This window comes from Synechococcus sp. SynAce01 (genome assembly GCF_001885215.1).
GTDB classification, from domain to species: Bacteria; Cyanobacteriota; Cyanobacteriia; order PCC-6307; family Cyanobiaceae; genus Regnicoccus; species Regnicoccus frigidus.
This window is the reverse complement of sequence record NZ_CP018091.1, coordinates 344417-365731: the sequence shown is the minus strand read 5'-3', so window position 1 is coordinate 365731 and position 21315 is coordinate 344417. Positions and strand designations below refer to the sequence as shown.

The 21315-nt window shown below is 65.3% G+C and carries 23 protein-coding genes; 2 read left to right on the top strand and 21 right to left on the bottom strand.

Annotated elements, in window-relative coordinates; translation table 11 throughout:
* Positions 1-76: 76 nt before the first annotated feature.
* From BM449_RS01915 to BM449_RS01875, 9 genes are all read right to left on the bottom strand, one after another.
* Complete coding sequence (locus BM449_RS01915; protein WP_071799844.1) at positions 77-1180, bottom strand: Gfo/Idh/MocA family oxidoreductase; 1104 nt, start codon at positions 1178-1180, stop codon at positions 77-79.
* Positions 1177-1554 carry a hypothetical protein gene (locus BM449_RS01910; RefSeq protein WP_233830962.1) on the bottom strand — a complete coding sequence of 126 codons (378 nt, stop codon included), beginning with the start codon at positions 1552-1554 and terminating at the stop codon, positions 1177-1179. Before BM449_RS01910 ends, BM449_RS01915 begins: the two co-directional genes overlap by 4 nt.
* Positions 1555-1634: 80 nt before the next feature.
* Positions 1635-2516 carry an acetyl-CoA carboxylase, carboxyltransferase subunit beta gene (gene accD, locus BM449_RS01905; RefSeq protein ID WP_071799843.1) on the bottom strand — a complete coding sequence of 294 codons (882 nt, stop codon included), beginning with the start codon at positions 2514-2516 and terminating at the stop codon, positions 1635-1637.
* A gap of 32 nt (positions 2517-2548) precedes the next feature.
* Positions 2549-3385 carry a prepilin peptidase gene (locus BM449_RS01900; protein ID WP_311134184.1) on the bottom strand — a complete coding sequence of 279 codons (837 nt, stop codon included), beginning with the start codon at positions 3383-3385 and terminating at the stop codon, positions 2549-2551.
* A 23-nt stretch (positions 3386-3408) separates the two neighbouring features.
* Complete coding sequence (locus BM449_RS01895) at positions 3409-3744, bottom strand: hypothetical protein (protein WP_233830958.1); 336 nt, start codon at positions 3742-3744, stop codon at positions 3409-3411.
* Positions 3745-3777: 33 nt separating this feature from the next.
* Positions 3778-4680: a phosphoribulokinase gene (locus BM449_RS01890; RefSeq protein ID WP_071799841.1), complete on the bottom strand. Its 903-nt coding sequence runs from the start codon at positions 4678-4680 to the stop codon at positions 3778-3780.
* A gap of 44 nt (positions 4681-4724) precedes the next feature.
* On the bottom strand, positions 4725-5798 hold the full coding sequence (gene leuB, locus BM449_RS01885; protein WP_071799840.1) for a 3-isopropylmalate dehydrogenase: 1074 nt from the start codon (positions 5796-5798) through the stop codon (positions 4725-4727).
* 65 nt (positions 5799-5863) lie between these two features.
* Positions 5864-6919, bottom strand: a complete 1056-nt coding sequence (gene lpxD / locus BM449_RS01880; protein ID WP_071799839.1) for a UDP-3-O-(3-hydroxymyristoyl)glucosamine N-acyltransferase — start codon at positions 6917-6919, stop codon at positions 5864-5866.
* Positions 6879-7664: a chitin deacetylase family protein gene (locus BM449_RS01875; protein ID WP_071799838.1), complete on the bottom strand. Its 786-nt coding sequence runs from the start codon at positions 7662-7664 to the stop codon at positions 6879-6881. Before BM449_RS01875 ends, lpxD begins: the two co-directional genes overlap by 41 nt.
* Before the next feature lie 385 nt (positions 7665-8049).
* Between BM449_RS01875 and BM449_RS01870 the strand changes: the two genes are divergently transcribed.
* Positions 8050-10185, top strand: coding sequence for a mechanosensitive ion channel family protein (locus BM449_RS01870; protein ID WP_162922830.1), 2136 nt, complete (start codon positions 8050-8052; stop codon positions 10183-10185).
* Positions 10186-10210: 25 nt separating this feature from the next.
* Here the strand turns inward: BM449_RS01870 and proB are convergent, their stop codons facing one another.
* The 7 genes from proB to BM449_RS01835 form a co-directional block, all read right to left on the bottom strand.
* Positions 10211-11323, bottom strand: coding sequence for a glutamate 5-kinase (gene proB, locus BM449_RS01865; RefSeq protein WP_071799836.1), 1113 nt, complete (start codon positions 11321-11323; stop codon positions 10211-10213).
* Entirely contained in the window at positions 11320-11835 is a 516-nt protein-coding gene (locus BM449_RS01860; RefSeq protein ID WP_071799835.1) for a YqeG family HAD IIIA-type phosphatase, read from the bottom strand. The genes proB and BM449_RS01860 overlap by 4 nt, the downstream gene beginning before the upstream one ends.
* A complete protein-coding gene (locus BM449_RS01855) occupies positions 11832-12389 on the bottom strand; it encodes a DUF3727 domain-containing protein (RefSeq protein ID WP_071799834.1) in 558 nt (185 codons plus the stop codon). The genes BM449_RS01860 and BM449_RS01855 overlap by 4 nt, the downstream gene beginning before the upstream one ends.
* Positions 12386-12865, bottom strand: a complete 480-nt coding sequence (ruvX, locus tag BM449_RS01850) for a Holliday junction resolvase RuvX (protein ID WP_071799833.1) — start codon at positions 12863-12865, stop codon at positions 12386-12388. Before ruvX ends, BM449_RS01855 begins: the two co-directional genes overlap by 4 nt.
* 29 nt (positions 12866-12894) lie before the next feature.
* Positions 12895-13941: a hypothetical protein gene (locus BM449_RS01845; protein ID WP_233830955.1), complete on the bottom strand. Its 1047-nt coding sequence runs from the start codon at positions 13939-13941 to the stop codon at positions 12895-12897.
* A 126-nt stretch (positions 13942-14067) separates the two neighbouring features.
* A complete protein-coding gene (locus BM449_RS01840) occupies positions 14068-15237 on the bottom strand; it encodes a F420-0:Gamma-glutamyl ligase (RefSeq protein ID WP_233830952.1) in 1170 nt (389 codons plus the stop codon).
* 120 nt (positions 15238-15357) lie between these two features.
* Positions 15358-15990, bottom strand: a complete 633-nt coding sequence (locus BM449_RS01835) for a hypothetical protein (protein WP_071799832.1) — start codon at positions 15988-15990, stop codon at positions 15358-15360.
* On the opposite strand from BM449_RS01835, the gene BM449_RS14885 reads away from it, so the two are divergent.
* On the top strand, positions 15977-16294 hold the full coding sequence (locus BM449_RS14885; RefSeq protein WP_162922829.1) for a hypothetical protein: 318 nt from the start codon (positions 15977-15979) through the stop codon (positions 16292-16294). The genes BM449_RS01835 and BM449_RS14885 overlap by 14 nt on opposite strands.
* Positions 16295-16324: 30 nt before the next feature.
* On the opposite strand, the gene BM449_RS01830 is transcribed toward BM449_RS14885, so the two are convergent.
* From BM449_RS01830 to BM449_RS01810, 5 genes are all read right to left on the bottom strand, one after another.
* The gene (locus BM449_RS01830; protein WP_083544334.1) at positions 16325-16831 is read right to left on the bottom strand and encodes a hypothetical protein; all 507 of its coding nucleotides are present in this window, start codon (positions 16829-16831) and stop codon (positions 16325-16327) included.
* A gap of 135 nt (positions 16832-16966) precedes the next feature.
* Complete coding sequence (fumC, locus tag BM449_RS01825) at positions 16967-18397, bottom strand: class II fumarate hydratase (protein WP_071799831.1); 1431 nt, start codon at positions 18395-18397, stop codon at positions 16967-16969.
* Positions 18397-18939, bottom strand: a complete 543-nt coding sequence (locus tag BM449_RS01820) for a thylakoid membrane photosystem I accumulation factor (protein ID WP_071801854.1) — start codon at positions 18937-18939, stop codon at positions 18397-18399. The genes fumC and BM449_RS01820 overlap by 1 nt, the downstream gene beginning before the upstream one ends.
* A 155-nt stretch (positions 18940-19094) precedes the next feature.
* Complete coding sequence (locus tag BM449_RS01815; protein ID WP_233830948.1) at positions 19095-20891, bottom strand: DUF3685 domain-containing protein; 1797 nt, start codon at positions 20889-20891, stop codon at positions 19095-19097.
* A complete protein-coding gene (locus BM449_RS01810) occupies positions 20888-21250 on the bottom strand; it encodes a transcriptional repressor (RefSeq protein ID WP_083544595.1) in 363 nt (120 codons plus the stop codon). Before BM449_RS01810 ends, BM449_RS01815 begins: the two co-directional genes overlap by 4 nt.
* Positions 21251-21315: the final 65 nt, after the last annotated feature.

Sequence of the window (21315 nt, the reverse complement as noted above, 5' to 3'; positions counted from 1 at the left end):
AGTGGTGAAGGAACCGTATTGGGGCCTGGAAACCGGAACGCCGGTGATCAAAGGCCAAGACGGAATTAGGCTCACCTTAGGTGATGTTCTGTCGTTCTCCTGTTTCAGCAGCCAGCAGGGCGCGATCACAACAGCGTTGGCTGCGGTAGCCCTCGGCCAGGCCCGGCAGCATCGGCCGTCCCTCCCGCACACTGTCGCTCCAGGCCTGGTGGAGGCGAGCCACCGGCGCAATCCGGCCATCCACCCAGGTTTGGGCGAAGGCGAGGTTTGGATCCGGAGCCAGCAGCTGCAACGGGCCGCTGCCACTGGCCTGCCACAACTGGAAACCGTGGACGTAATCCGAACGGTTGTCGCTGCCCAGCACCAGGGCCCCCTCGCTGCCATGCAGCTCCAGCCAGCAGCCCCGGCCCTGGCGCGTCACCGAGGAAAGGGCGAGCTGGGCGGGGATCCGTTGGCCGCGCTCCCCTTCCAGCTCCAGGCCGAGCAGGGCGCTGTCGTCGGCATCCACCCGGCCTTGCCGGCCGCTGCCATCGGGCAGGGGGCGCTCGGGAATCGCCGTGGCGAGCGAAGCGCTCAGGGCGGTGCACGGACCCACCAACCACTGCAGGATGTCGAAGGCGTGGGTGCCGAGGGCCCCCAGCACGCCGCCACCTTCGCTGCGCTGTGAATACCAGCTCCAGGGTCTGGAGGCATCGGCGCGGCTGCCCATCAGCCAGTCCATGGTCACCAGCCAGGGATCGCCGATGGCCCCGGCTCTGAGCAGGGCTTCGAGCTGCTGGAACAGCGGTACGGCCCGATATTCGAAGTCGACCGCCACGCTCAGTCCGGCGCTGATGGCCAGCCGTTGCAGTTCAAGCACCTGCTCGGCCTCCAGGCAGACCGGTTTTTCCAGCAGCAGGTGCTTGCCCGCCTTCAAGGCGGCGCAGGCCAGCTCAAAGCGCGGCGCCGGTGGGGTCGCGATCACCACAGCCTCGATGCCGGGATCGGCGAGCAGGGCTTCGAAATCACTGAATCCGGGTAACTCGGCGCTGCGGCAGGCGGCTTCAAGGCGAGCGGTGCGCGGATGCCAGAGGGCCACCGGTTCGGTGCCCGGGCAGGCCCGCAGGGCAGGCAGGTGAACCTTTTCGCCAAAACCCAGGCCGGCCACCGCGACCTTGAGCGGCGACGCAGTTGTAGTCATGCGGCGGCGAGCAAGGGAGCACCGGCCGCGCAGGCCTCCTCGATCACCTCGCTGATCAAGGTGTCGCCTGCGGCGCTTTGCCAGGGGGCCTTGAAGCGCGGCAGGCCATTCACCGAAACGTCACGGAAGCGTTGCTCGCTGCAGTTGATCTCCATCACGTAGAGGCTGCCCTGCTGGCTGCTGTCTTCTGGCTTGAAGCGGCTCAACACCGAGAGGTAGCCCTCGCGGCTGCGCCGCAGGCTGCCTTCGTCCCACCACTGCTGCCCCTCCTCACTGGCGCTCACTTCCTTCCAGCTCACCGGCGCGGCAATGGCGGCCGGCGCCCAGGCCAAGCCAAGTGGCAGGCCAAGCCCAAGAACCAGGACAAGACTCACCAGGACTTTGTTCAAAAGGACCTTGCTCAAAAGGACCTTGCTCAGCAGGTTGGTGCGCCAGCGTGACCGGGGGAGTGATCTCATGCTCCTGCTGCCACGGCGGTGCGGCAACCATGCAGCCTGAGCAGGCTGGAGAGGGTGCTTTTCAGCTGGGTGCGCGGAACAATCTGGTCGACGAAGCCGTGCTCGAGCAGATATTCGGCGGTCTGGAAACCCTCCGGGAGTTTTTCACGCAGGGTCTGCTCGATCACCCGGCGGCCGGCGAAGCCAATCAGGGCCTTGGGTTCGGCCAGGATCAGGTCGCCGAGCATGGCGAAGCTGGCGGTTACGCCGCCGGTGGTGGGGTGGGTGAGCAGGGGGATGTAGAGCAGTTCGGCCTGGCGGTGCCGCTGCAGCGCACCAGAAATCTTCGCCATTTGCATCAGGCTCAGCATTCCCTCCTGCATGCGGGCACCGCCGGAGGCGCAGACAATCACCACCGGCAGGCCGCGATCTGTGGCCGTCTCAATCAGCCGGGTCAGCTTCTCGCCCACCACCGATCCCATCGAGCCGCCCATGAAGCGGAAATCCATCACCCCCAGTGCCAGGGGCCTGTCATCCAGCCGGCAAAATCCACAGACAACCGCATCTCTCAGGCCGGTGCTGCCCTGGCTGTCGAGGATCCGATCGGCATAGCTGCGTCGGTCTTTGAAGGCCAGCGGGTCCGTCGGTGCCAGATCACGGTCCACCGGCATGAAGCTCCCCTCATCGGCCATCAGCCGAATCCGGGCGCCGCTGTCGATGTTGTGGTGGTGGCCGCAGCCGATGCAGACGCTGGCGTTGGTGATCAGGTCTTTGCGGTAGACGACCAGGCCACATTCCGGGCACTTGCTCCAGAGGCCATCCCCTTCTTCCACCTCCTGGGCGGCACGGACGACCGGAGTGGTCTTGCGTCGATCGGCGAACCAGTCGAACAGCGACATGGGCTATCAGCAAGCTCGAAGCGAGGAGTCCATTAAAGGCTGGCGCCGCCGCTGAGGATCTGGAGCTGGCTCAGCCACCAGCTTTCGCCGGCCACCCAGGTGGCGATGCCGCCGAAGGCCAGGAATGGACCGAATGGAAAGGGCTCCCTGGGCCCGAGCAAGCCGCCCAGCCTGGCGGCGCCACCGAGCAGGGCTCCGGTAAGGACGGCCAGCATCACCGCCACCCAAAGGCCTTGCCAGCCCAGCCAGGCGCCGAGCAGGGCAGCGAGCTTGGCGTCGCCCAGCCCCAAGGCCGGCCGGCCGATCAACCGTTCGGCCAGGGCGCTGAGCCCTTCAAAGGCCAGCAGGCCAGCGGTGGCAGCCAGGAGATGGTCGGCCAGCAGCTCGCGGGCCGTCGCGGCCGACTGGCTCAGCCCGAGCAGGGCGGTGACGGCCAGACCCAGCACCAGGCCCCAGCGGCAGAGGGGTTCGGGCAGCCAGAGATGGTCGCAGTCGATCAGGGCCAGGGGCAGCAACCAGCTGACCAGCAGCCAGCCGGCGGACAGCAGCATCCAGGTCGGCGGCGTTGCCATCGCGCCTGGCCTGGCGAACAGCATGGCGATCCAAAGGCCGGCGCTGAGCAGCTCGATCAGTGGATAGCGAATGGCGATCGGCCGCTGGCAATCGGCGCAGCAACCGCGCAGCAGCAGCCAGCTGATCAGCGGCAGGTTGTGCTGCCAGCGCAAGCTGGTGCCGCAACGTGGGCAATGGCTGGGGGGGTACAGGATCGATTCGCGCCGCGGAACCCTGTGGATCACCACGTTGAGAAAACTGCCGACACAGGCGCCAAGCAGGGCGACAAGAATGGCCAGGCCAGGGGTGATCGACAAGGCGGGGGCAGCTGTCTGGAGGGTCATAGCCCGCGAAAGCCGCGGGGACGGCCACCGCGACTGCGGATCAGATCCAGGGGCACGAACTGTTCGTCGGGGAGCAGCACCGGCACTTCAAATACCACGCGCCCCTGGCCGTTGCGGCTGTGCAGGACGATGCCGATCGGGGCGGTTCCCCCCGGGCAATGTTCGAAATAGTGGAAATAAATCTGGCGCGCCCTGCGCAGCACCTCACCACTGTTGATCTGATCCCAGCGCAGGGGAGCCGTTCCCGGGGCGCCGGCCCCTCGGATCACGAAGGACGGCAGCGGGGACGACGGATCGGAACCTGGAGGTGTGGCGAAGGAAATCGGCCTCACCAATGCTGAACGTAATGGCGCCAGCCTAATCGCTCAGGCGTGGTTGGATTTGTCCTTGATCATCCGGCCGATGATCGGCGTCAGGATGATCTCCATCGCGAAGCCCATTTTGCCGCCATTGACCACAATGCTGGTCGGGCTCGACATGAAGGAGTCGTGGATCATGCGCAGCAGATAGGAAAAATCGATCCCCCACTTCTCGCGGGCTCCCTTGCGGAAGTGAATGATCACGAAGCTTTCATCCGGGGAGGGGATGTTGCGGCAGATGAACGGGTTGGAGGTGTCCACCGTGGGCACCCGCTGGAAGTTGATATCGGTGCGGCTGAATTGGGGACAGATGTGATTGATGTAGTCAGGCATGCGGCGCAGGATCGTATCGACGATCGCCTCGGCCGAATAGCCACGCTCGGCGTTGTCACGGCTGATCTTCTGGATCCACTCCAGATTGGCGATCGGCACCACGCCGATCAGCAGATCGACCAGCGCGGCCACGTCATAGCCCTCGCCCACCACGCCACCGTGCAGGCCTTCGTAGAACAGCACATCGGTGTCTGGGGAGATCGGCTCCCAGGGGGTGAACTGACCGGGATCCAGGCTGGTGCCAAGCCGGCCGTTGTGCTCGGCGGCTTCCTCGGGGCTGTGCAGGTAGTAGCGCTTCTCGCCGTTGCCGGTTTTGCCGTAGGTGCGGAACAACTCTTCGAGCTTGTCGAAGACGTTGGCCTCCGGTCCGAAGTGCGAGAAATTCACGCCCGCTTCTTGGGCCTTGGCCATCTCCGCCTTCATCGGAGCCCGCTCGAAACGGTGATAGCTGTCACCTTCCACCACGGCCGGCACGATTCCTTCGCGATCGAAGATGTGCTCGAAGGCGCGTTTGACAGTGCTGGTCCCGGCGCCGGAAGAACCGGTGACAGCCACGATCGGGTGACGCTTGGACATCGGCGAGCGCGAGGAAGGGGGATCTGAGTTTCGCAGGTCGCCGGTTAGAGGGCCGCCAGCACCAGCTCACCCATGCGCTGACAGCCCACGGCGGCCTCGCCGCTGCCGGCCAGATCGCCGGTGCGATGGCCAGCGGCCAACACGGCGTCGACAGCCCGCTCCAGCTGGTCGGCGGCTTCGCCTTGCTTCAGGCCGACGCGCAGCAACATGGCGGCTGAGAGTGCCATGGCCAGGGGGTTGGCCCGATCGAGGCCGGCGATGTCCGGGGCTGAACCATGCACCGGCTCAAAAACTCCCGGCCCGCTGGCGCCGAGCGACGCTGACGGCAGCATGCCGATGCTGCCGGTGAGCATGGCGGCTTCATCGCTGAGGATGTCGCCGAACAGGTTGCCGGTGAGCAGCACATCGAATTGCTTCGGGGCCCGCACCAGTTGCATCGCGGCGTTATCCACATAGAGGTGGCTGAGCTCCACTGATGGGAATTCGAGCGCGATCTGCTCGACCCGGTCACGCCAGAGCTGGCTGACATCGAGCACGTTGGCCTTGTCAACACTGCAGAGCCTGCCGCCGCGCTCGCTCGCCAACTGGAAACCAACCCTGGCGATCCGGTCGATTTCGAAATCGCTGTAGGCCATCGTGTTGAAGGCCCTCACCTGGCCATCGGCCTCGATTCGGCCCTTGGGTGTGCCGAAGTAGATGCCACCGGTGAGCTCACGCACCACCAGCAGATCCACCCCCTCGATCACTTCGGCCTTGAGGCTGCTGGCGCCGGCCAGAGCCGGGATGATCTTCACCGGCCGCAGATTGGCGAACAGCTCCAGGCCAGCGCGCAGGCCGAGAAGGCCGCTTTCGGGGCGCTGCGCCCTGGGCAGGCTGTCGTAGCGAGGGCCGCCGATCGCCGCGAGCAGCACGGCGTCGCTCTGGCGGCAGGCCTCAAGTGTGCTGGCCGGCAATGGCTCCCCGCAGGCGTCGATCGCGGCGCCACCGATCGGCTGGCTGTCGTATTCCAGGGCAAAACCGTGCCTGGCGCTCAGCGCATCCAGCAGCCCCCGGGCCACCGCCGTGATCTCCGGGCCGATGCCATCGCCGGGCAGAAGGGTGATCCGGTAACTGGTCATGCAGGTGGCCGGTCTTGATCAATCAGCGAGATTACCGGCCGGGTTGCCCTGCCCCCCTTGTGCCGTCAGGGTTCCTCCGGAGCTGGCCCGGAGCTGGCCCTCAGCTGGCGCACGCTGCGGGCCAGCTCCGGAAGTTTGTTGAAGACGGCGGAGCAACGCAACCACAGCCGGTTCGGGATCGCCGGGTAGCCACTGACCACCTCGCCGGCGGCGATTTCACCATGGATTCCGGATTTGGAGGAGGCAATGGCCCGATCGCCGATCACGGCACGGTTGGCCACGCCCACCTGGCCCGCCAGGATCACACCGTTGCCAAGCACGGCGCCACCGGCGATCCCCACCTGGGCCGCCAGGGCACAGCCCCGGCCGGTGATCACGCCATGGCCCACATGCACCAGGTTGTCAATTTTGGTGCCGGCACCGATGCGGGTCTCGCCCACCGTGGGGCGATCGATGGTGGAGCCGCAGCCCACTTCCACCCCCTCCTCCAGCACCACCCGGCCGGTCTGGGGCATCTTCACCCAGCCGGAGGCGGTGGGTACGAAACCAAAGCCCTCGGCACCGATCACCGCGTTCGACTGGATGACACAGCCAGCCCCGAGCTGGCTGCCGGGATGGAGCACCGCATTGGCATGGATCTCGCAGCCTTCAGCCAGCTGCACGTTGTCGTAGAGCACTACGCCGGGATGGAGGGTGCAACCGCGGCTTACCGCGCAGCCGGCACCGATCACGGCGCGGGCACCCACGTGCACCTCGGCGGCCAGGCTGGCGGCTGGATCCACCACGGCGCTGGGGTGAATCCCCGCTGGCTTGGTGGCCTGGGGGTGGAGGGCGGCAAGGGCCTCGGCGAAGCCCAGGCGCGGATCCTTGAGTGCCACCCAGGCCAGCCCCCGCTCGGTGGCCAGGCGCTGCAGGTCGGCGTCGAGGGGCAGCAGCAGGGCGGCGGCGGCGCTGGCTGAAAGGGCGGCCGCCAGGGCGTTGCCGGATTCGAGGAAGGCCAGCTGGCCGGCCCCGGCGCGATCGAGGGCTTCAGCGCCGCTGAGCTCAGGATCGGCCGCCAGGTGCCTGGGGCTGCTCTCCTCAACGGCGCTGATCCGATCGAGCAGGCTGCTGAAGCGCATTTCCCTTCGGGCGGACGGCCCGGATCGTAGGCCCCACCTCCGCGAGCAGCTCGTGCAGCGGTACAAACCGGTAGCCCCGGCGGCGGAGGTCGGGAACGATCCGGCGAAGGATCAAGGCGGTGCGGGCGCTGAGCTCTGGGGTGTCGTGCAGCACCAGGATTCCACCGGGGTGGGCATTGATCCAGATGAACAGGCGCATGAACCACAGGGGTGGCCGCAGGGTGTCCCAGGGGAAGATCGAGCCGAGCACCAGGCGATAGGGGCCGCCGGCGAGCCAGTCATCCATCTCCCTGTGAAACCAGCCGCCGCCGGGGCGGAACCAGCGCCAGCTGGGCTGGGCTGGGGCAACGGCACGCTCGATGGCCTGCTCGGTCCGGCGCAGCTGGTCTTCGAAGGCTGGCCTGGACAGGGCGATCGCCCGTTCGTCACGCCAGAGATGGTTGCCGAGTTCGTGGCCCTGCGCCAGCGCCCGGCGGGGGAAGGGCTCGTCGCGCTGCAGATGGGAGCCGATCAGGAAGAAGGTGGCCGGCACCCCTAACTCCTGAAGCAGTTCGAGAATGGCGCCTGAGCCGGCGCCGCTCGGTCCGTCATCGATGGTGAGGGCCAGCCGCTTCTCTCGGTCCGGCCCCACAAAGATCATCCAGGGGTTCAGGGCAACCAGCAGGACACGGATCACCAGAGAAGGAAACAGCAGGACCAGCAGCGCCAGCCCCAGCAACAGCAAACTCAGGATTAGGACAGCCATGGGCGGGCTCATCGGAAGCGCCTGTTAATGGCAAGTGTGCGGCGTGAGCATTTTGGTGTGGGCGGTTTGGTGTGGCGTGAGCGGAGTCTGGATCTGAGCGAAAACAACTTGAGCTGAAGTTGACTTCGTTGGAAGCCAACGTGAGTGGAAGCAGGCTTGTGTTGAAGGCGGCCACCAAGTATGTGCCTTTTGAACTCCAGTCTTCCCAGGGTCATCAGCACTTAAGGGAACCTTATTCGAAAGGTGTGCCCTGATGAGCTGACGCTGGCCCCGCATGAGTGTCTTCAAGACTGCTTATGTTGCCTTTGGGTTGTCAAGACAATCGAAAGGACAGCAGCCTTCAATCTTTCGCTGACTTGGCCTGAATGGCTTGCGCTCACTGCCGTTGATCCGTCAGCTTCTTTTGGGACAGCATCGGCACTTGGGTGAGCGATACAGTTGTCAATCATGCGATCAAGGGTCCCTGTTGATGTTGGCAAAAGAGAAGGCAGTCAAGAAGCAGTGGCCTTTGTTTCTGCTGGCTGGCATCCTGGCGATTGTCCTGGCTTCCTTCTCTCATGCCCATGCGCAACTACCGCTCTCCGGTGGGGAGAGTTCTGTTACAACAACGTCTGCCAAGCAATGGTGGGATCCACGCCAGGCCCAACGCTGTGGGCGCAGGTGGTGTAGTCGAGTGGTCATTCCGTATATTTCAAGCGAAAGAACTGATGCACGATTGATCGTCGCTGTTCAGCTGGAGCCTAATACAACAGAGGATGAAGTCATTGAGACCGTGGAGCGACGGTCGGACACGATTGAACAAAGTTTCAGCGCTGTCGTGGCGCAGCTGAGGCGTTCAACAAAACAATGGGCAGAACCCGGGGATCGACATGGCGTTGATCAGAGCCCGGTGGAAGGCAAGGCGCCCGTTTTCTGGTTGGTAACGACGCCTAAGCCGGTCAACAAAGCCACCCCAAGCATAGAAATTGGCAAACAGAACAATGCCACGGTTGTCTTTGCGGTGGCTGATCGAGACATTGATCTATCTCAGCAAATTATTGCCACAATCACTGATGTTGATGCTGACAATGCCGGCACAACAACGCAAGAATTGGCTGAGAAATGGAAGGAGGATCTTCGGGCCTCTCTCAACGGTGCGGTTTGGGGAGTCGCCTTTGATGCCCGGTATCCCCTGGGTCGCCCAATCCTTGCCGCTGGATTCACGGCTGTTGCCTTTACTGCCTTTGTGCTCCTCTCGAGCCTGAGCAGGCTGCTCCGAGACCGGATTCGTGCCATTCAATCCAGTCTGAATCAACTGGAATCAGCGGCAAAACAAGCGGCCATGAATCCTGATGGACCTCCCCAAGGAGGCGCCGATCCGCTCGCGAAGACCGAGCACTCCTCAATGGCGTCGAATGTTTCGAGGCGCTTCAAACTTTCAGTTCCGCTGCGTCACAAACGGAATGTCTTTGCCAGAGCCCTGCGACGGTTCGGCAGGACAGTCCAGCAGATGGGTCACAAGCCACCTCAGAAGGCCTCTGGGATCGGGTCTGAGGACTACAGGTCCCTTCAGCGGATCAAAAGTCTCTGGAATATTGCACTTCAGCTCGTCGATCTTCTGCTGCTGAGTACGATTGTGGCTGGGGTTATTTCTGTTTTATTGATCTGGCCAAGTAGCCGTACGACCACGTTGGCCCTTGCCCAGCAAGCTATTCTTGTTCCATTGATCTGGTTGTTGGCTTCCCTTGCTCAGCTGGTGATTGTTTTGATGATTGATCACACGATCAATAATTGGGTTCGTGATTCAATCCTCCAGCATCCAGGTTCTAATCGCTATCAGATGCGTGCAACCACCTATGCAAAAGTGCTTAAAGGGATCGGTAGGTTGACATGCATTCTTTTTGGAATCTATGCCACGATGTTAATCGTTGGAATTGACCCAGCCGTCCTCGCGGGAGCGGGGGTGGTGGCCATTGCCATTGGCTTTCTCTCCAGGAGTTTGCTGGAAGACATCGTGAATGGAATTATGATCCTCTCAACGGATCGATTCGCGATCGGCGATATCATCAATGTGGACGCCTCTGGTGGATTCGTTGAAAATATGAATCTGGCCACCACCCAACTACGATCCGCTGGGGGTGAGCTGATCACCATTCCCAACAGTGAAATACGCACGGTTTCAAATCTTTCCAAAGATTGGTCACGGGTGGACTTTGAAGTGGAGGTGTCTGCCGATGCCGATCTGCGCCAAGCCCTTGCAGTGATCAGGCAGGTTGCTGATGATATGGAAGCCGATCCAGAGTGGCAGGCACTGATCCTTCATCCCGTGGAGATCTTGGGAGTCGACGCAATCAAGCACTCTGGTCATTTGCTACGGGCTTGGATCACCACATCACCGCTGAAACAGTGGGTCGTCGGCAGAGAGTTCAGGCTGCGGATCAATGAGGCGTTCCACCTGCATGGCATCAGCCTCGGTGTCCCCCACAGGCAGATTGAAATGCATCAGAATCGAACGAGTGAGACAAGCTCTGGGTCCAACTGAGCGCGTTGATTGGCGCCCATGTTGTTTAACCGGCTAGGCAGGTGAGCACCAGCTGATCGCGGTGCACCACCGCATCACCTACAGCCCCCAGTTGGCGGCGCACCTCATCGCTGCTGAGGCCCATGATCTGGCGCAATTCCTCGCTGCTCAGGGTGCACAGGCCCTGGCCCAGTTCCCGCCCGTCGCTGGCCAGTAGGCGCACAGCCTCGCGCCGCGAAAATTCACCCTCAACGGCGCGGATGCCCACCGCCAATAGGGAGGCGCCCTGGCGCAGCAGGGCGCGCTCAGCGCCCGCATCAATGCGCAGGCTGCCCTTCACCAAGAGGGCATGGGCCAGCCAGCTCTTGCGATCGGTCAGGGGTGTGGTGCTGGGCTGGAACACCGTGCCCAGCTTTTCGCCGGCGAAGAGGGCGTCGAGCACCGCCGGATCACGGCCATCGGCCAGGCGCACCCGGATTCCGCTGGAGGTGGCGATTCGGGCCGCCGTCAGCTTGGTGGTCATGCCGCCGGTGCCCCACTGGCCGCCGCCTTCAGCCACATGGCTGAGGCGTGCCAGTTCGGCCAGATCCTGCACCTCCTCGATTGGCCGGGCCTGGGCATCGGTGCGGGGATTGCCGGAATACAGCCGGTCCACATCGGTGAGCAGCACCAGCTCATCGGCGCCGATCGCCACGGCTACCAGCGCCGAGAGTGTGTCGTTGTCGCCGAAGCGCAACTCATCGGTGGCCAGGGTGTCGTTTTCGTTGACGATTGGCACCACCCCCCAGCTCAGCAGCTGCTCCAGGGTGCGGCAGGCGTTCTGATAGCGGCGCCGGGAGGCCAGATCACCGCGGGTCAGCAGCACCTGGGCCACCAAGGCCCCGTGGCGTGCGAAAGCAGCCTCGTAGAGCCCCATCAGCCGGCCCTGGCCAATGGCTGCGGCGGCCTGTAGAGCCACCACCTCGCCAGGCCTCTGGGCCAGCTCCAGGGCGCGGCAGCCCAGCCCGACGGCCCCACTGGTTACCAGCGTGATGGCATCACCCTGGCGCTGTTGCTGGCTGAGGCTGGAGGCCAGAGCGGCGATCACGGCATCGGTGCTGCGTGACGCCGAGCCCCGCAGCAGGCTCGTTCCCACCTTGACAACGCGCCGCATGCTCATCGGTCCAGGCGGGTGCTGATCCAGCGGGCCAGGCGCAACTCCGCCCGTTGCAGGTGGTCGCGCTGGCAGGGTTGGCCCTGGGGGTCAACGGGCTTCACCAGCACGGTGAACAGGCCGAGTCGGTTGCCGGCCAGCACGTCGGTGAACAACCGGTCGCCCACCATGGCCACTTGGTTGGGAGGAAGGCCCAGCTCGGCCAGCACCTTGCGCAGGGCGCGGCGACGCGGCTTGCCAGCTGATGTGGTGAAGGGCAGATCAAGACGTTCAGCCACCGCACCGATGCGGCGCTTTGAGGGGTTGTTGCTGAACAGGTGCAGACGCATGGTCTGCTGGGCCCGGCGCAGCCACTGCTCCATCAGCGGCGGCAGTTCAGCTTTGTGGCGGGGCAGCAGGGTGCGGTCAACATCCAGGATCAGCGCCTTGATCCTCCCCTGGAACAGGCGCTCCAGTGGCAGTTCTGCCAGGCTGGTATCGAGCATCCAGCTGGGTTGGAGCAGGCGCTGGAGTCTCACCCCGCCAGCTCCCGTTCATCGAGCTCGTTCTCGATGCGCGGCTGAATTCGCTCGAATTCTTCACCTTCAACCACGATTCCTTCGCCACTGCCCTGCATCTTGGCGACCACGAAGAACGGATCAAGGGGAATGTAGAGGCCGTATTCACCGTTATCGACCATGAAACTCACCAGGAGTTCGTAGGTGTCGGTGTCGTCTTCGCTTTCCCCATCCTCGTCGTCGAGATCATCGGGGTCGGGCTCTTCCAGTTCGCCACTGACGGTGAGGGTGACGGCGGAGCGCACCAGGACCAGGTCATGTTCCTGCAGCACCACATCGGCCACCGACAGGATCGGCTCGCTGGCATCGATCGTGTCGATCAGCTCGGGCTCCTCATCCCCCTGCATCCTGAACAGGCAGACCGGGGTGTCCACCGGGGTGAGCAGGGCGTAATCCTGACCGTCCAGGGGGATCAGCTGCTCCAGAAAGCAGAGCAGTTGGCGGTCATGGCTGTCGCGGACGTTCACGGTGGGGACGTCCCCGGATTCTGTGATCGTCGGTCCTTCGGCAGTCATGGTGGATGGGGCAGACCCCTTAAGGATGTCTCAGCATCGGCCGGCTGGCTCTTGAGCCCGGTGGAGAGGCCTTGTGTCTGGGGTTCAGGACCTTCCAGTAGCCACTGCTCAAGCAGCAAAGCCGCTACGGCTGAATCTAAACGTCCACTGCGATCGCCATGCAGGCCGTGGCGCTCGCCGGCTGCCCAGCTGCTGCTGTGTTCGTTCACCCAGGCCAGGGGCAGGCTCAGTGCCTGGGCTAACGCCAGGCCATAGCGGCGGCAGTGCACGGCCTGGGCTGTTGTCTGCTGGCGCTCATCGAGGGGGAGTCCCACAACCAGGGCGCTGACCTGGCGTTGCTGAATCAGGGGCCGCAGCACCAGCAGGTCGCGGTTGAAGGGGCCCCGCAGCAGGGGGGGCAAACGGCTGACACACAGCCCCAGGGGATCACAGCCGGCCAGACCGATGCGCCGGCGCCCTACATCAAAGGCGAGCATGGAACGGGGCCGGGGGGGCTGAGCAGGGCTCAACGGCTGGAGCTGAGCACGGCGGATTCACGGCGAAGTCCATGGTTGGGCAACAACGGCGTCGGGACTGGCCTGCGGCGGGGCTTGAACGGTTCGAGCACGGTGTCGAACCGCCAGCGGGAGGCGGCGGTTCGCTCCAGATGCTCCTGGCGCCGCCAGACGCTGCGGCCCATCAACAATTCCTCACCCTCGGCAACGGCGCCGAGGTCCTGCAGCCAGCGGCCCCGGTCGCTGTCGTTGGTGTCACTGCGCAGCCGCACCTGATGGGCCCCTGCTGCCACCTGGGCCAGCATGCGAGCCAGGGGCGCTCCCAGCAGATGGGACCAGCCGGGATGGAGGGTCACTTCCAGCTCGTGCGGGGCCTGACCATGCCGGCGGAGACGGCGAACGCCAGCCACTGCCTGTTGACGTGTGGGGTCGACCCAGAGCAGGCCAGTGCCCTGGGTCTGATCCAGCAGGTCTTCGCAGCGACGATCCAGAAGTTGGCGCAGCTGGGCCGGGCAGGCCGCCTGCTCCAGATGCCAGAGCAGGGGAGCGGTGCGCCTGTTCAAGGAGCTGAGCTGGAGGTCGGCGGGAAGGCCATCGGCCCCTGCCTGCAGCCGAGCCGCTCGCCACGTCCAGATGGTCTGTTGGCGCAGCGGTTGAAACCCCTGTTCCCGCAGCAGGGCGAGGCGATCGAGCTGGCAGGTGCCGGCGGAAGCCATCCAGCTGGTCGCTCCCAAACGACCATGCAGGGCTTCCTTGAGCATGGCGGCTTCCACCTGCCGCTCGCTGGGATTGCCTGGCTCCTCGAGGGCCTGCTCGCAGACCCTCAACTGCTCGATCCCCCAGCAGCTGCCGCTGCGATTGAGGCGGCGCACGACGACGAGACCCAGAATCTTCTGGGGGTTCAGGAAGGCCAGGAGAATCTCAGGGGCCAGCGGAGGCCGGCTGACCAGGGCACTGAGCAGGCGCTCCGGTTGCTTCAGCAGCAGCGACCGCTGCAGCAGCGGCTGCAGATCGACAAATGCGGCGGACTGGAGCAGGGGCAGAGTCCAGCCCTGCAACGGCTCAATCCTGAGATCCGAAGACTGGGCGGGTGAATCACCTCCCGAAGTTCCATGGGGGGATGGGTGATGCACAAAATACGTCCACTACTTGAACTGTATCGGCAGCCCCCTGCTTGCCGCAGCTCAGGCCGGCCGCACCACCACCAGCGGCGTGCGCTCGTTGGCGTTGCCGGCCGGATTGGGCCGAAGGGCTCGCAGCAGCAGCCCTTCATCGCAGCCCTCACTGGAGGCGAGCACCTTGACCCGGCCGAGGTCGTTGACATCAACCACCGCCACCGGCACCCCGAGGGCGGCGGCGAGTTCGCGGCAGGTTTGTTCGGGCTGGCTGGGGCCCAGCACGATCGTCTGGTCGTAGGGGGGCGTGGTGCCCGTGATGTCATCGATCAGCCGGGCCTGCTCCCCGGCCAGGCGGTAGAACCAGCCTTTGCTACCCAGAATCTTCAGCACCAGCCCGGCCAGCCAGGCCACGAGCACCTGGGCTGGACCGACGTCGTCGATCAGGGTCTGCAGTCCGCAGGCTGTAGCCAGGCTGCTGGTGGGATGGAAGGCGCGGCAGAGCAGCCGGGCCAGGCCGGAGGGCTCGACCATGGCGGGATGGTTGTAACGGCCCTGCATCACCGCCAGGGGCGTTTCACCGATGGTGAGGATGTCCCCGGCCCGGAGCACTCCGCCGGCATAACGGCGCAAGACCTCGGCTGGATCGTCGAGCACCCCGAGCAAGTGGGTGGGCACCGGCAACACCGAGCAGCCTTCCCCCTGCCGCCAGGGGGCGGTGCCGGGATCGAGCGGTTCGGGCTTGCGCAGCGGGACCAGCACACCATCGCGGCGTTGCAGGCGGCCGAAGGGGCCGTAGTTGATCCAGAGGATCTCCAGCCAGAGGGTGTCGAGCAGGGCCGCGAGATTGGTTCCGGCTGCATTGGCTCCGGCTGGCGCCTTGATGTGGAGGCGCAGCCTGGCCTGGGTGGTTTTTTTTCCTTTGACGATGTAGGCGGCCCAATAGCCGTCCGGGCGGGCCTTTTCATCGGGATGCTCGGCCAGAACCTCGGTGGAGAGCTGCAGCCCGGCGAGGTTGGCGCGTCCCAGCAGGGTGGGCTTGAGCAGCAGCTCCGGCACCATCACTTCCATGCGGGCATGGGGGTTATGGATCCTCACCAGCCCCTCCACCAGCGCTTCGCTGGCGCCCGTGGTCACGGACCAGTCGGCGACGGAGAGACGCAAGGGAGAGGCGGGCCGCAACCGGTGTCGCAACTCCAGCCAGAGGAGGGCAAGGCCGAAGAAGCCGGCGCTGATCAAGGCGACCGAGAACAGTGAAGACAGGAAGGGCAAAGCGGAACTGGCGCAACCGGAATCAGCGGGAGCGTAAGCGTTGGCCCGATCCAGGGCAGAGCCTCTGGCCCCGGATCAGGATTTCAATCAGGCCGAGCCGAAGGCCACCTGACAGGCGGCATTGAGCAGTTCGGCTTCATCGGCACTCTGCGGCTCCTGGCCGTCGATCAATCCGGCATTGCAATCGGCTGAGAGTTGGTAGGTCTCACCGTTTTCATTTACCGCGAAGCTGACCACATCGGTGCCGGAGGGCTGCACGCTGCCATAAAGCAACTGGTAATCGCTGTTGGGCACAACGATGTAGGTCTGGTTGCTGGAGACGGCGTTATCGACGGCATTGTTGATGATCGCTGCGGTGGCCAGGGTCCCGACCCCCCACGTAGCCGCCCTTGCACCCCACCAGCCCCAAGACGGGGTGGACCAGCCGCCATACCAGCCGTGGTTCCAGGGCCGGGCAACGCCCCAACCCGGCCTGGCCCAGCCTGGCCGCACGTTGACGTTGTTGACGTTCACCCGTCGACCGTTCCAGTTGTTGTTGCGGTTGACGTTGCGGTTGACGTTCCGACTCACATTCCGGTTGACATTCCGGTTCAAGTTGGCGTTCTGCCCGCGATTGCCCTGACGGTTGGAGTTGCGGCTACCGGTGCTGGGGCGGTTGTTGCCACTGGGGCGATTGAGGCTGGGCCGGTTGCCACTGCTGCCGCGATTGCCGCTGCTCACTTTGTTGTTCCAGCCGCCGCTGGGCCTGGAGGATCCGCGGTTGAGCGATCCGCTGGCCTGGTGGAATCCCGTGCGGGAGCCACTCCCGGATCCCCTGGACCGGCCGCCGCTTCCGCCCCGGCTACCTCGGCTGCCGCCCCGTCCACCGCCTCCCCGGCCGCCACCGCCCCTGGCGATCAGGTGGTGCTGGAGCTGCTGGATTCAGCCGTTTCAGGCCTGTCACTGGCCACCCCTGGCAGGCTCAGGTGGGACGATCGATCAACGGCCAGGCCTGCCCCGGCCGGGACGAGCAGAAGACCGCTGAGCATCACGCTGCCCAGTCCATTGAATAGCTTCATTTCTTGATCCGCTCGCAGCCTTCGTCGTAGCAGGTGGTGTTGATGCGCCCATCCTCAGCGAAGAAGACCCGCACCAGATCCCTGCCGTCCATGGCGGTGGGATTGTCTTCGGTGATGCTGTTGAGGTAGTTGGGGTTCACCACACAGAGATCGAGGCCGTTGAAGCAGATCGTGTTGGTGGAGAGTCGGGCACCGGCCTGCTCGAGCGAAACCCACTGCTTGCCAGCGGGCATCCAGCGGGACATCCGGATCGGTTCTTCGCTGATGCGGATCGTTTCCGAGCGCGAGCCGATCTGATGGCGATACACCGTGGCGTCTCCAGTGTCGATCGCATCGACGGTGCAGTCGACCGGCTCGGCACCTTTGAGGCTGCAGGTGGTCTCGAGCTTGTAAATGAGCGTTTCTGCGGTCTTCTCAGCCGGTGCCTGCATTGTCGGGGTCTGGGCGACCCCGTCCGCTGGCAAGGCAACGGCGATCAGGGCTGCCCCTGCGAGCAGGCCCATGCGAAGGCGAGGCACCGGGCAAATCGACATGAAAGGGTGAAGACGAATCGACCGAACGGATTCTGTCATGGGTGATGGAACCACCAGCCCCAACTCCTGTCCCTGTCAGGCCGCTGCCAGGGGCCTGGCTTTGGGTCAGTGGCCCTCCTGGCTTGTGAGCCGGGTGGGTGCGCTGATCACCATCTGCTTGGGCTGCACCCAGTGGTCGAACTGCTCGGCGCTGATCTGGCCGATCAACAGGGCGGACTCCCGCAGGCTGAGCCCGTTCTGGTGGGCATGGTTGGCGATCTGGCAGGCCCGGTCGTAGCCGATCGCCGGTGTCAGGGCCGTGACCAGCATCAGGCTCTGATCAAGAAGCGTCTCGATGCGGGCGGTGTTGGCCACAAGCCCCTCAATGCAGAAGCGGCGGAAGCCGTTGCAGGCCCCGCAGAGCAGGGCGCAGCTCTCCAGCAGGTTGTGGGCCAGCAGGGGCTTGAAAACGTTGAGTTCGAAGTTTCCCTGGCTGGCGGCGAATTGCACCGCTGTGTTGTTGCCCATCACCTGAATGGCCACCATGGTGAGGCTTTCGCACTGGGTGGGATTGACCTTGCCCGGCATGATGCTGGAGCCCGGTTCGTTCTCCGGCAACACCAGTTCGCCGAGGCCGCAGCGCGGGCCGCTGCCCAGCCAACGGATGTCGTTGGCGATCTTCAGGAGCGAGCCGGCCAGCACCGTGAAGGCGCCGTGGGTGACGGCCAGCGGTTCGTGGCCGGCGAGGGCCTGGAATTTGTTCGGAGCACTGCCAAAAGGGAGCCCCAGCCGCTGGCTCAGCCGCTCCGCCACCGCCTCACCGAAGCCGGCGGGGGCGTTGAGGCCCGTGCCCACCGCCGTGCCGCCGATCGCCAGCTCCCGCAGCCTGGGCAGGGACAGCTGAACGGCCTCCAGGCCTTGCTCCAGCTGGGCCCGGTAGCCGGAGAATTCCTGGCCGAGGCTGAGGGGAACCGCGTCCTGGAGATGGGTGCGGCCCACCTTGATCACCTCGGCAAAGGCCCTTTCCTTCTGCCGCAGCGCCTCGATCAGGGCGCCGATCGCGGGGATCAGGCCTTGGTCGATCTCGACGGCCACGGCCATATGAAGGGCGGTGGGAAAGGTGTCGTTGCTCGACTGGCTGAGGTTGACGTGGTCGTTGGGGTGCACCGGGGTCTTGCTGCCCAGAACGCCGCCCATCGCCTCGATCGCCCGGTTGGCGATCACCTCATTCACGTTCATGTTGGTCTGGGTGCCGGAGCCGGTCTGCCAGACGCGCAAGGGGAATTCGCCATCGAGGGCGCCACTGGCCACTTCCTCGGCCGCGGCGACGATGGCTGCGGTTTGCTCAGGGGCGAGCAGACCCATGGCTGCATTCACCTCGGCGCAGGCCGCCTTGAGCTGGCCGAACGCCCGCACGATCGCCGCCGGCATCCGCTCGCCATAGCCAAAGAAATGGATGGAGCGCTGGGTCTCTGCGCCCCAGTAGTGGCTGGCTGGCACCTCGATCGCCCCGAGGCTGTCGGTTTCGATCCGCTGCTGCGGGCTGGCGCTACCCATCAGCCGGCGGGAACCACTTCGCTGTTGAGTTCGTTGAAGCTGCGGGTGGTGCTAAGGCCGGCGCCGGCCATCGGATCGAGGCCGGTGGCCTCGCGCAGGGCTGTGTTGATGGCGTCGATGTCAACCTGGCCGCTGTCATCGAAGACCACATCACCGGTGGGGTCAAACACCACCACCTGGGGGATGTCCCCTTTCCAGTAGTGGGCGGGATCGGTGCGGCCCGTCTCCTGACGGTTCTGAAGCGCATCGGTGGTGAGGGGGATCAGCTCGACGCTGCGCCCCCAGAGCCGCTGCAGCTCGTTGAGCACCGGCGAGAAGCGCTTGCTGTCCGCGCTGTCATCGAGGTAATAGACCACCACGGCGGCGCGGTGATCAGCCAGCGCCTGCTCCAGGCTGCTGCGGGGCGGCACCAGGGAGCCGTTGCCGGCATAGAGGGCGTAGATGTTGCCGTCGTAGCTGTTGGTCTCGAGTGCGGCCTCGGCCGCCTGCGGCGCAGCCGCCAGCAGGAGCAGCAGCAGCAGCAGGCCCGAGAGCCGGGCCATCAGCTGGCCAAGCCGCTGGCTGGAGAAGGAGACAAGACCAGGGGGCACGCGCAACCGGGCAACCAGAGGGGAATGGGAGCCATTGTGACGCCCGGCCGGCGCCTCTCCGCCAGAAGGCCCGGCGAAGCCCGGCCAGAAGCCAGGGCCTGGATCATTCAGGGCTTGCTGATGCCGCGGCCCATGCCCTGCAGAATGCCGCGGCCCACCAGGCCGATCGCCCGGCCCACCACCTGGGTGAGCACCACCACAAGCAGATCGCCGAGGCGGCGCAGCAGGGCCTGGAGCTGGGGGGCGAGGGCATCGCGGCTTTCGAGCGCCAGGGTGACGGCCTGCTGCAGCCAGCCCAGTTGGCGCAATTCCTGGTCGCGGGGTTCGGTCAGCAGCAAGGGCTTGATCGATCCCCCTTCCAGGCGGTAGATGAGCCGGCGGCTTTCGTAGAGCTGGATCGGTCGCTCGAACCACTCGCTCCAGCGTTGACGGGCATTGAGCTGGTTGCGCAGCCGCTCCAGGCTGCGGGTGGCCAGCAGCTCCTGCACAAGCAGGTAGCGGCGCAGTTCCGGCCAGTCGCCGCAGCAGGCCAGCACCTGGGCACTGATCAGCTCGGCGGTTCGCACCAGCCAGTTGCTCACGAGAGCTTCTAGGTGGAGCAGGGCCTGGGGCTCGTCCGGGGCAAGCAGCCGTCCCTCCACCAGCAGGGGCTGGGCGTTGAGCAGGGCCGCGAGCATCGGCAGGCAGGGGGGAAGCTCGGGATCGTTGAGCAGCAGATCGCTCTGGCCGCTGAGGGTGTCGGCGACCGGCAGCAAGGCCCCTTGCTGGGGCAGCTGCACGTAGGGCCCAGCCATCTGGCGCAGGGCGTGGCGGCGCAGCTCGGGCTGGAGTTGCAGCCAGCGACCCTGCAGCTCGTCGCCACGCAGCCGCTCCTGGCGCAGGCGCTGCAACAGGTGATCGAGTTGGCCCAGCAAGGCCATCAGCAAATCGCGGCGGCGCTCGGGGCTGAGCCCCTGCAGGGCAAACAGGGCGCCATCGGCCTGGGATGTGAGGGCACTGCCGCCCTCCTGATCACAGCCGCTGGCGCTGGCCAGCCGGCCCTGGATCGCCTGCCAGACCCCCTCGGCGGTGCGCTGGCGCAGGGTGATCGCCGTGCTGCCACTCGCAGGCGGTTGCGGCAACCCCACCTCGCCCGGCTCCGGTGCCCCCCAGGCCAGGCTGAGGGGTCCCCAGAGCCAGAGCAGGAAGGCACGGGCGGCCGCCAGTTCCCGCAGCCGGCCTTCCAGCAAGGCCGCCAGCAGCAGGTTCTCCGGTGGTGGGCTGAGCCAACGGCGGCAAAGCCGCAGCTCGGCCTCGATCTGCTGCAGGCCGCTCTGCAGCAACGACTGGCCCAGCCCCTGGCCCGCTCCGATCGCGCCCATTGCCTTGGCAGAGGTTCCAGGGGTGGCTTCGCTGTTGCCGCCGCCGCGCAGGTCGAGCACCCGGCCACCGGCCAGGAGCGTGGCCACGGCGGCGCCCACCTGGTCGGGGTCGGGTTGCTGCAACAGACCCGCCACGGGCAATTGCAGCAACCAGTCGCGGCTGCAGGCCGGCATGGCCGGCAGGAGCAGAAGCAGGGGGGCCGGATGCCAGCGCTGCTCGAGTTGTTCCAGTTCCCGCAACAGGGTGGCGGGCTCAAGCGGTGCAGCCAGGCTCCAGAGCACCAGCTGGGGAGCGCCCGCGAGCTCGGAGGGGCTGATGGCCAGACGGAACGAGCTGGCCTCGGCCCCCAGCAGACGAAGCAGGCCCTCGCGCTGGAGGGGTTCGGCGAAGAGGAGCAGCTGGGGGCCACCGCCGGGGCCTGGACTGGCGGGCTCTGGGGCTTCGATCACGCTCCTGGGCAGGCCAATGCCGTCAAGGTAACCAGCCTGGGCGGTTTTCTCCAGCCCCTCGCCAGGGCAGGGGCGCTGCGGACGGGGTGTCAAGCCCGGCGGCGGCCACTGAGCTGCAAGGTGTACGACTCGATCTCGAAGCCGGTGAGCGCTTCGATCTGGCTGACCAATTCGTTCGGGAGCACGACGTCAAGGTCGTGGATGGCGCCGGATTCCAGACAGGTGAGATGGCTGTGGGGATCGCTGCGGTAGCCGTAGAGCCGGCCACTGGCTTTGTCGAGGCATTCGATCACTCCAGCTGACTGAAGCGCTTCGAGATTCTGATAAACGGAGGTATGGCCGATGTTGCGGCCCTGGCTGTTGAGCTGCTCGAAAATATCCCGGGCGCTGAGGTGACTCTTCTCCGTCCACAACAACTCGAGCACCATGCGCCGCTGGCGACTCAGCCGCATGCCCAGATCCCGGCAACGACCAAAGGCTTCGTTCACATCGCCTGATTGGATGTTGTCCTCAAGGA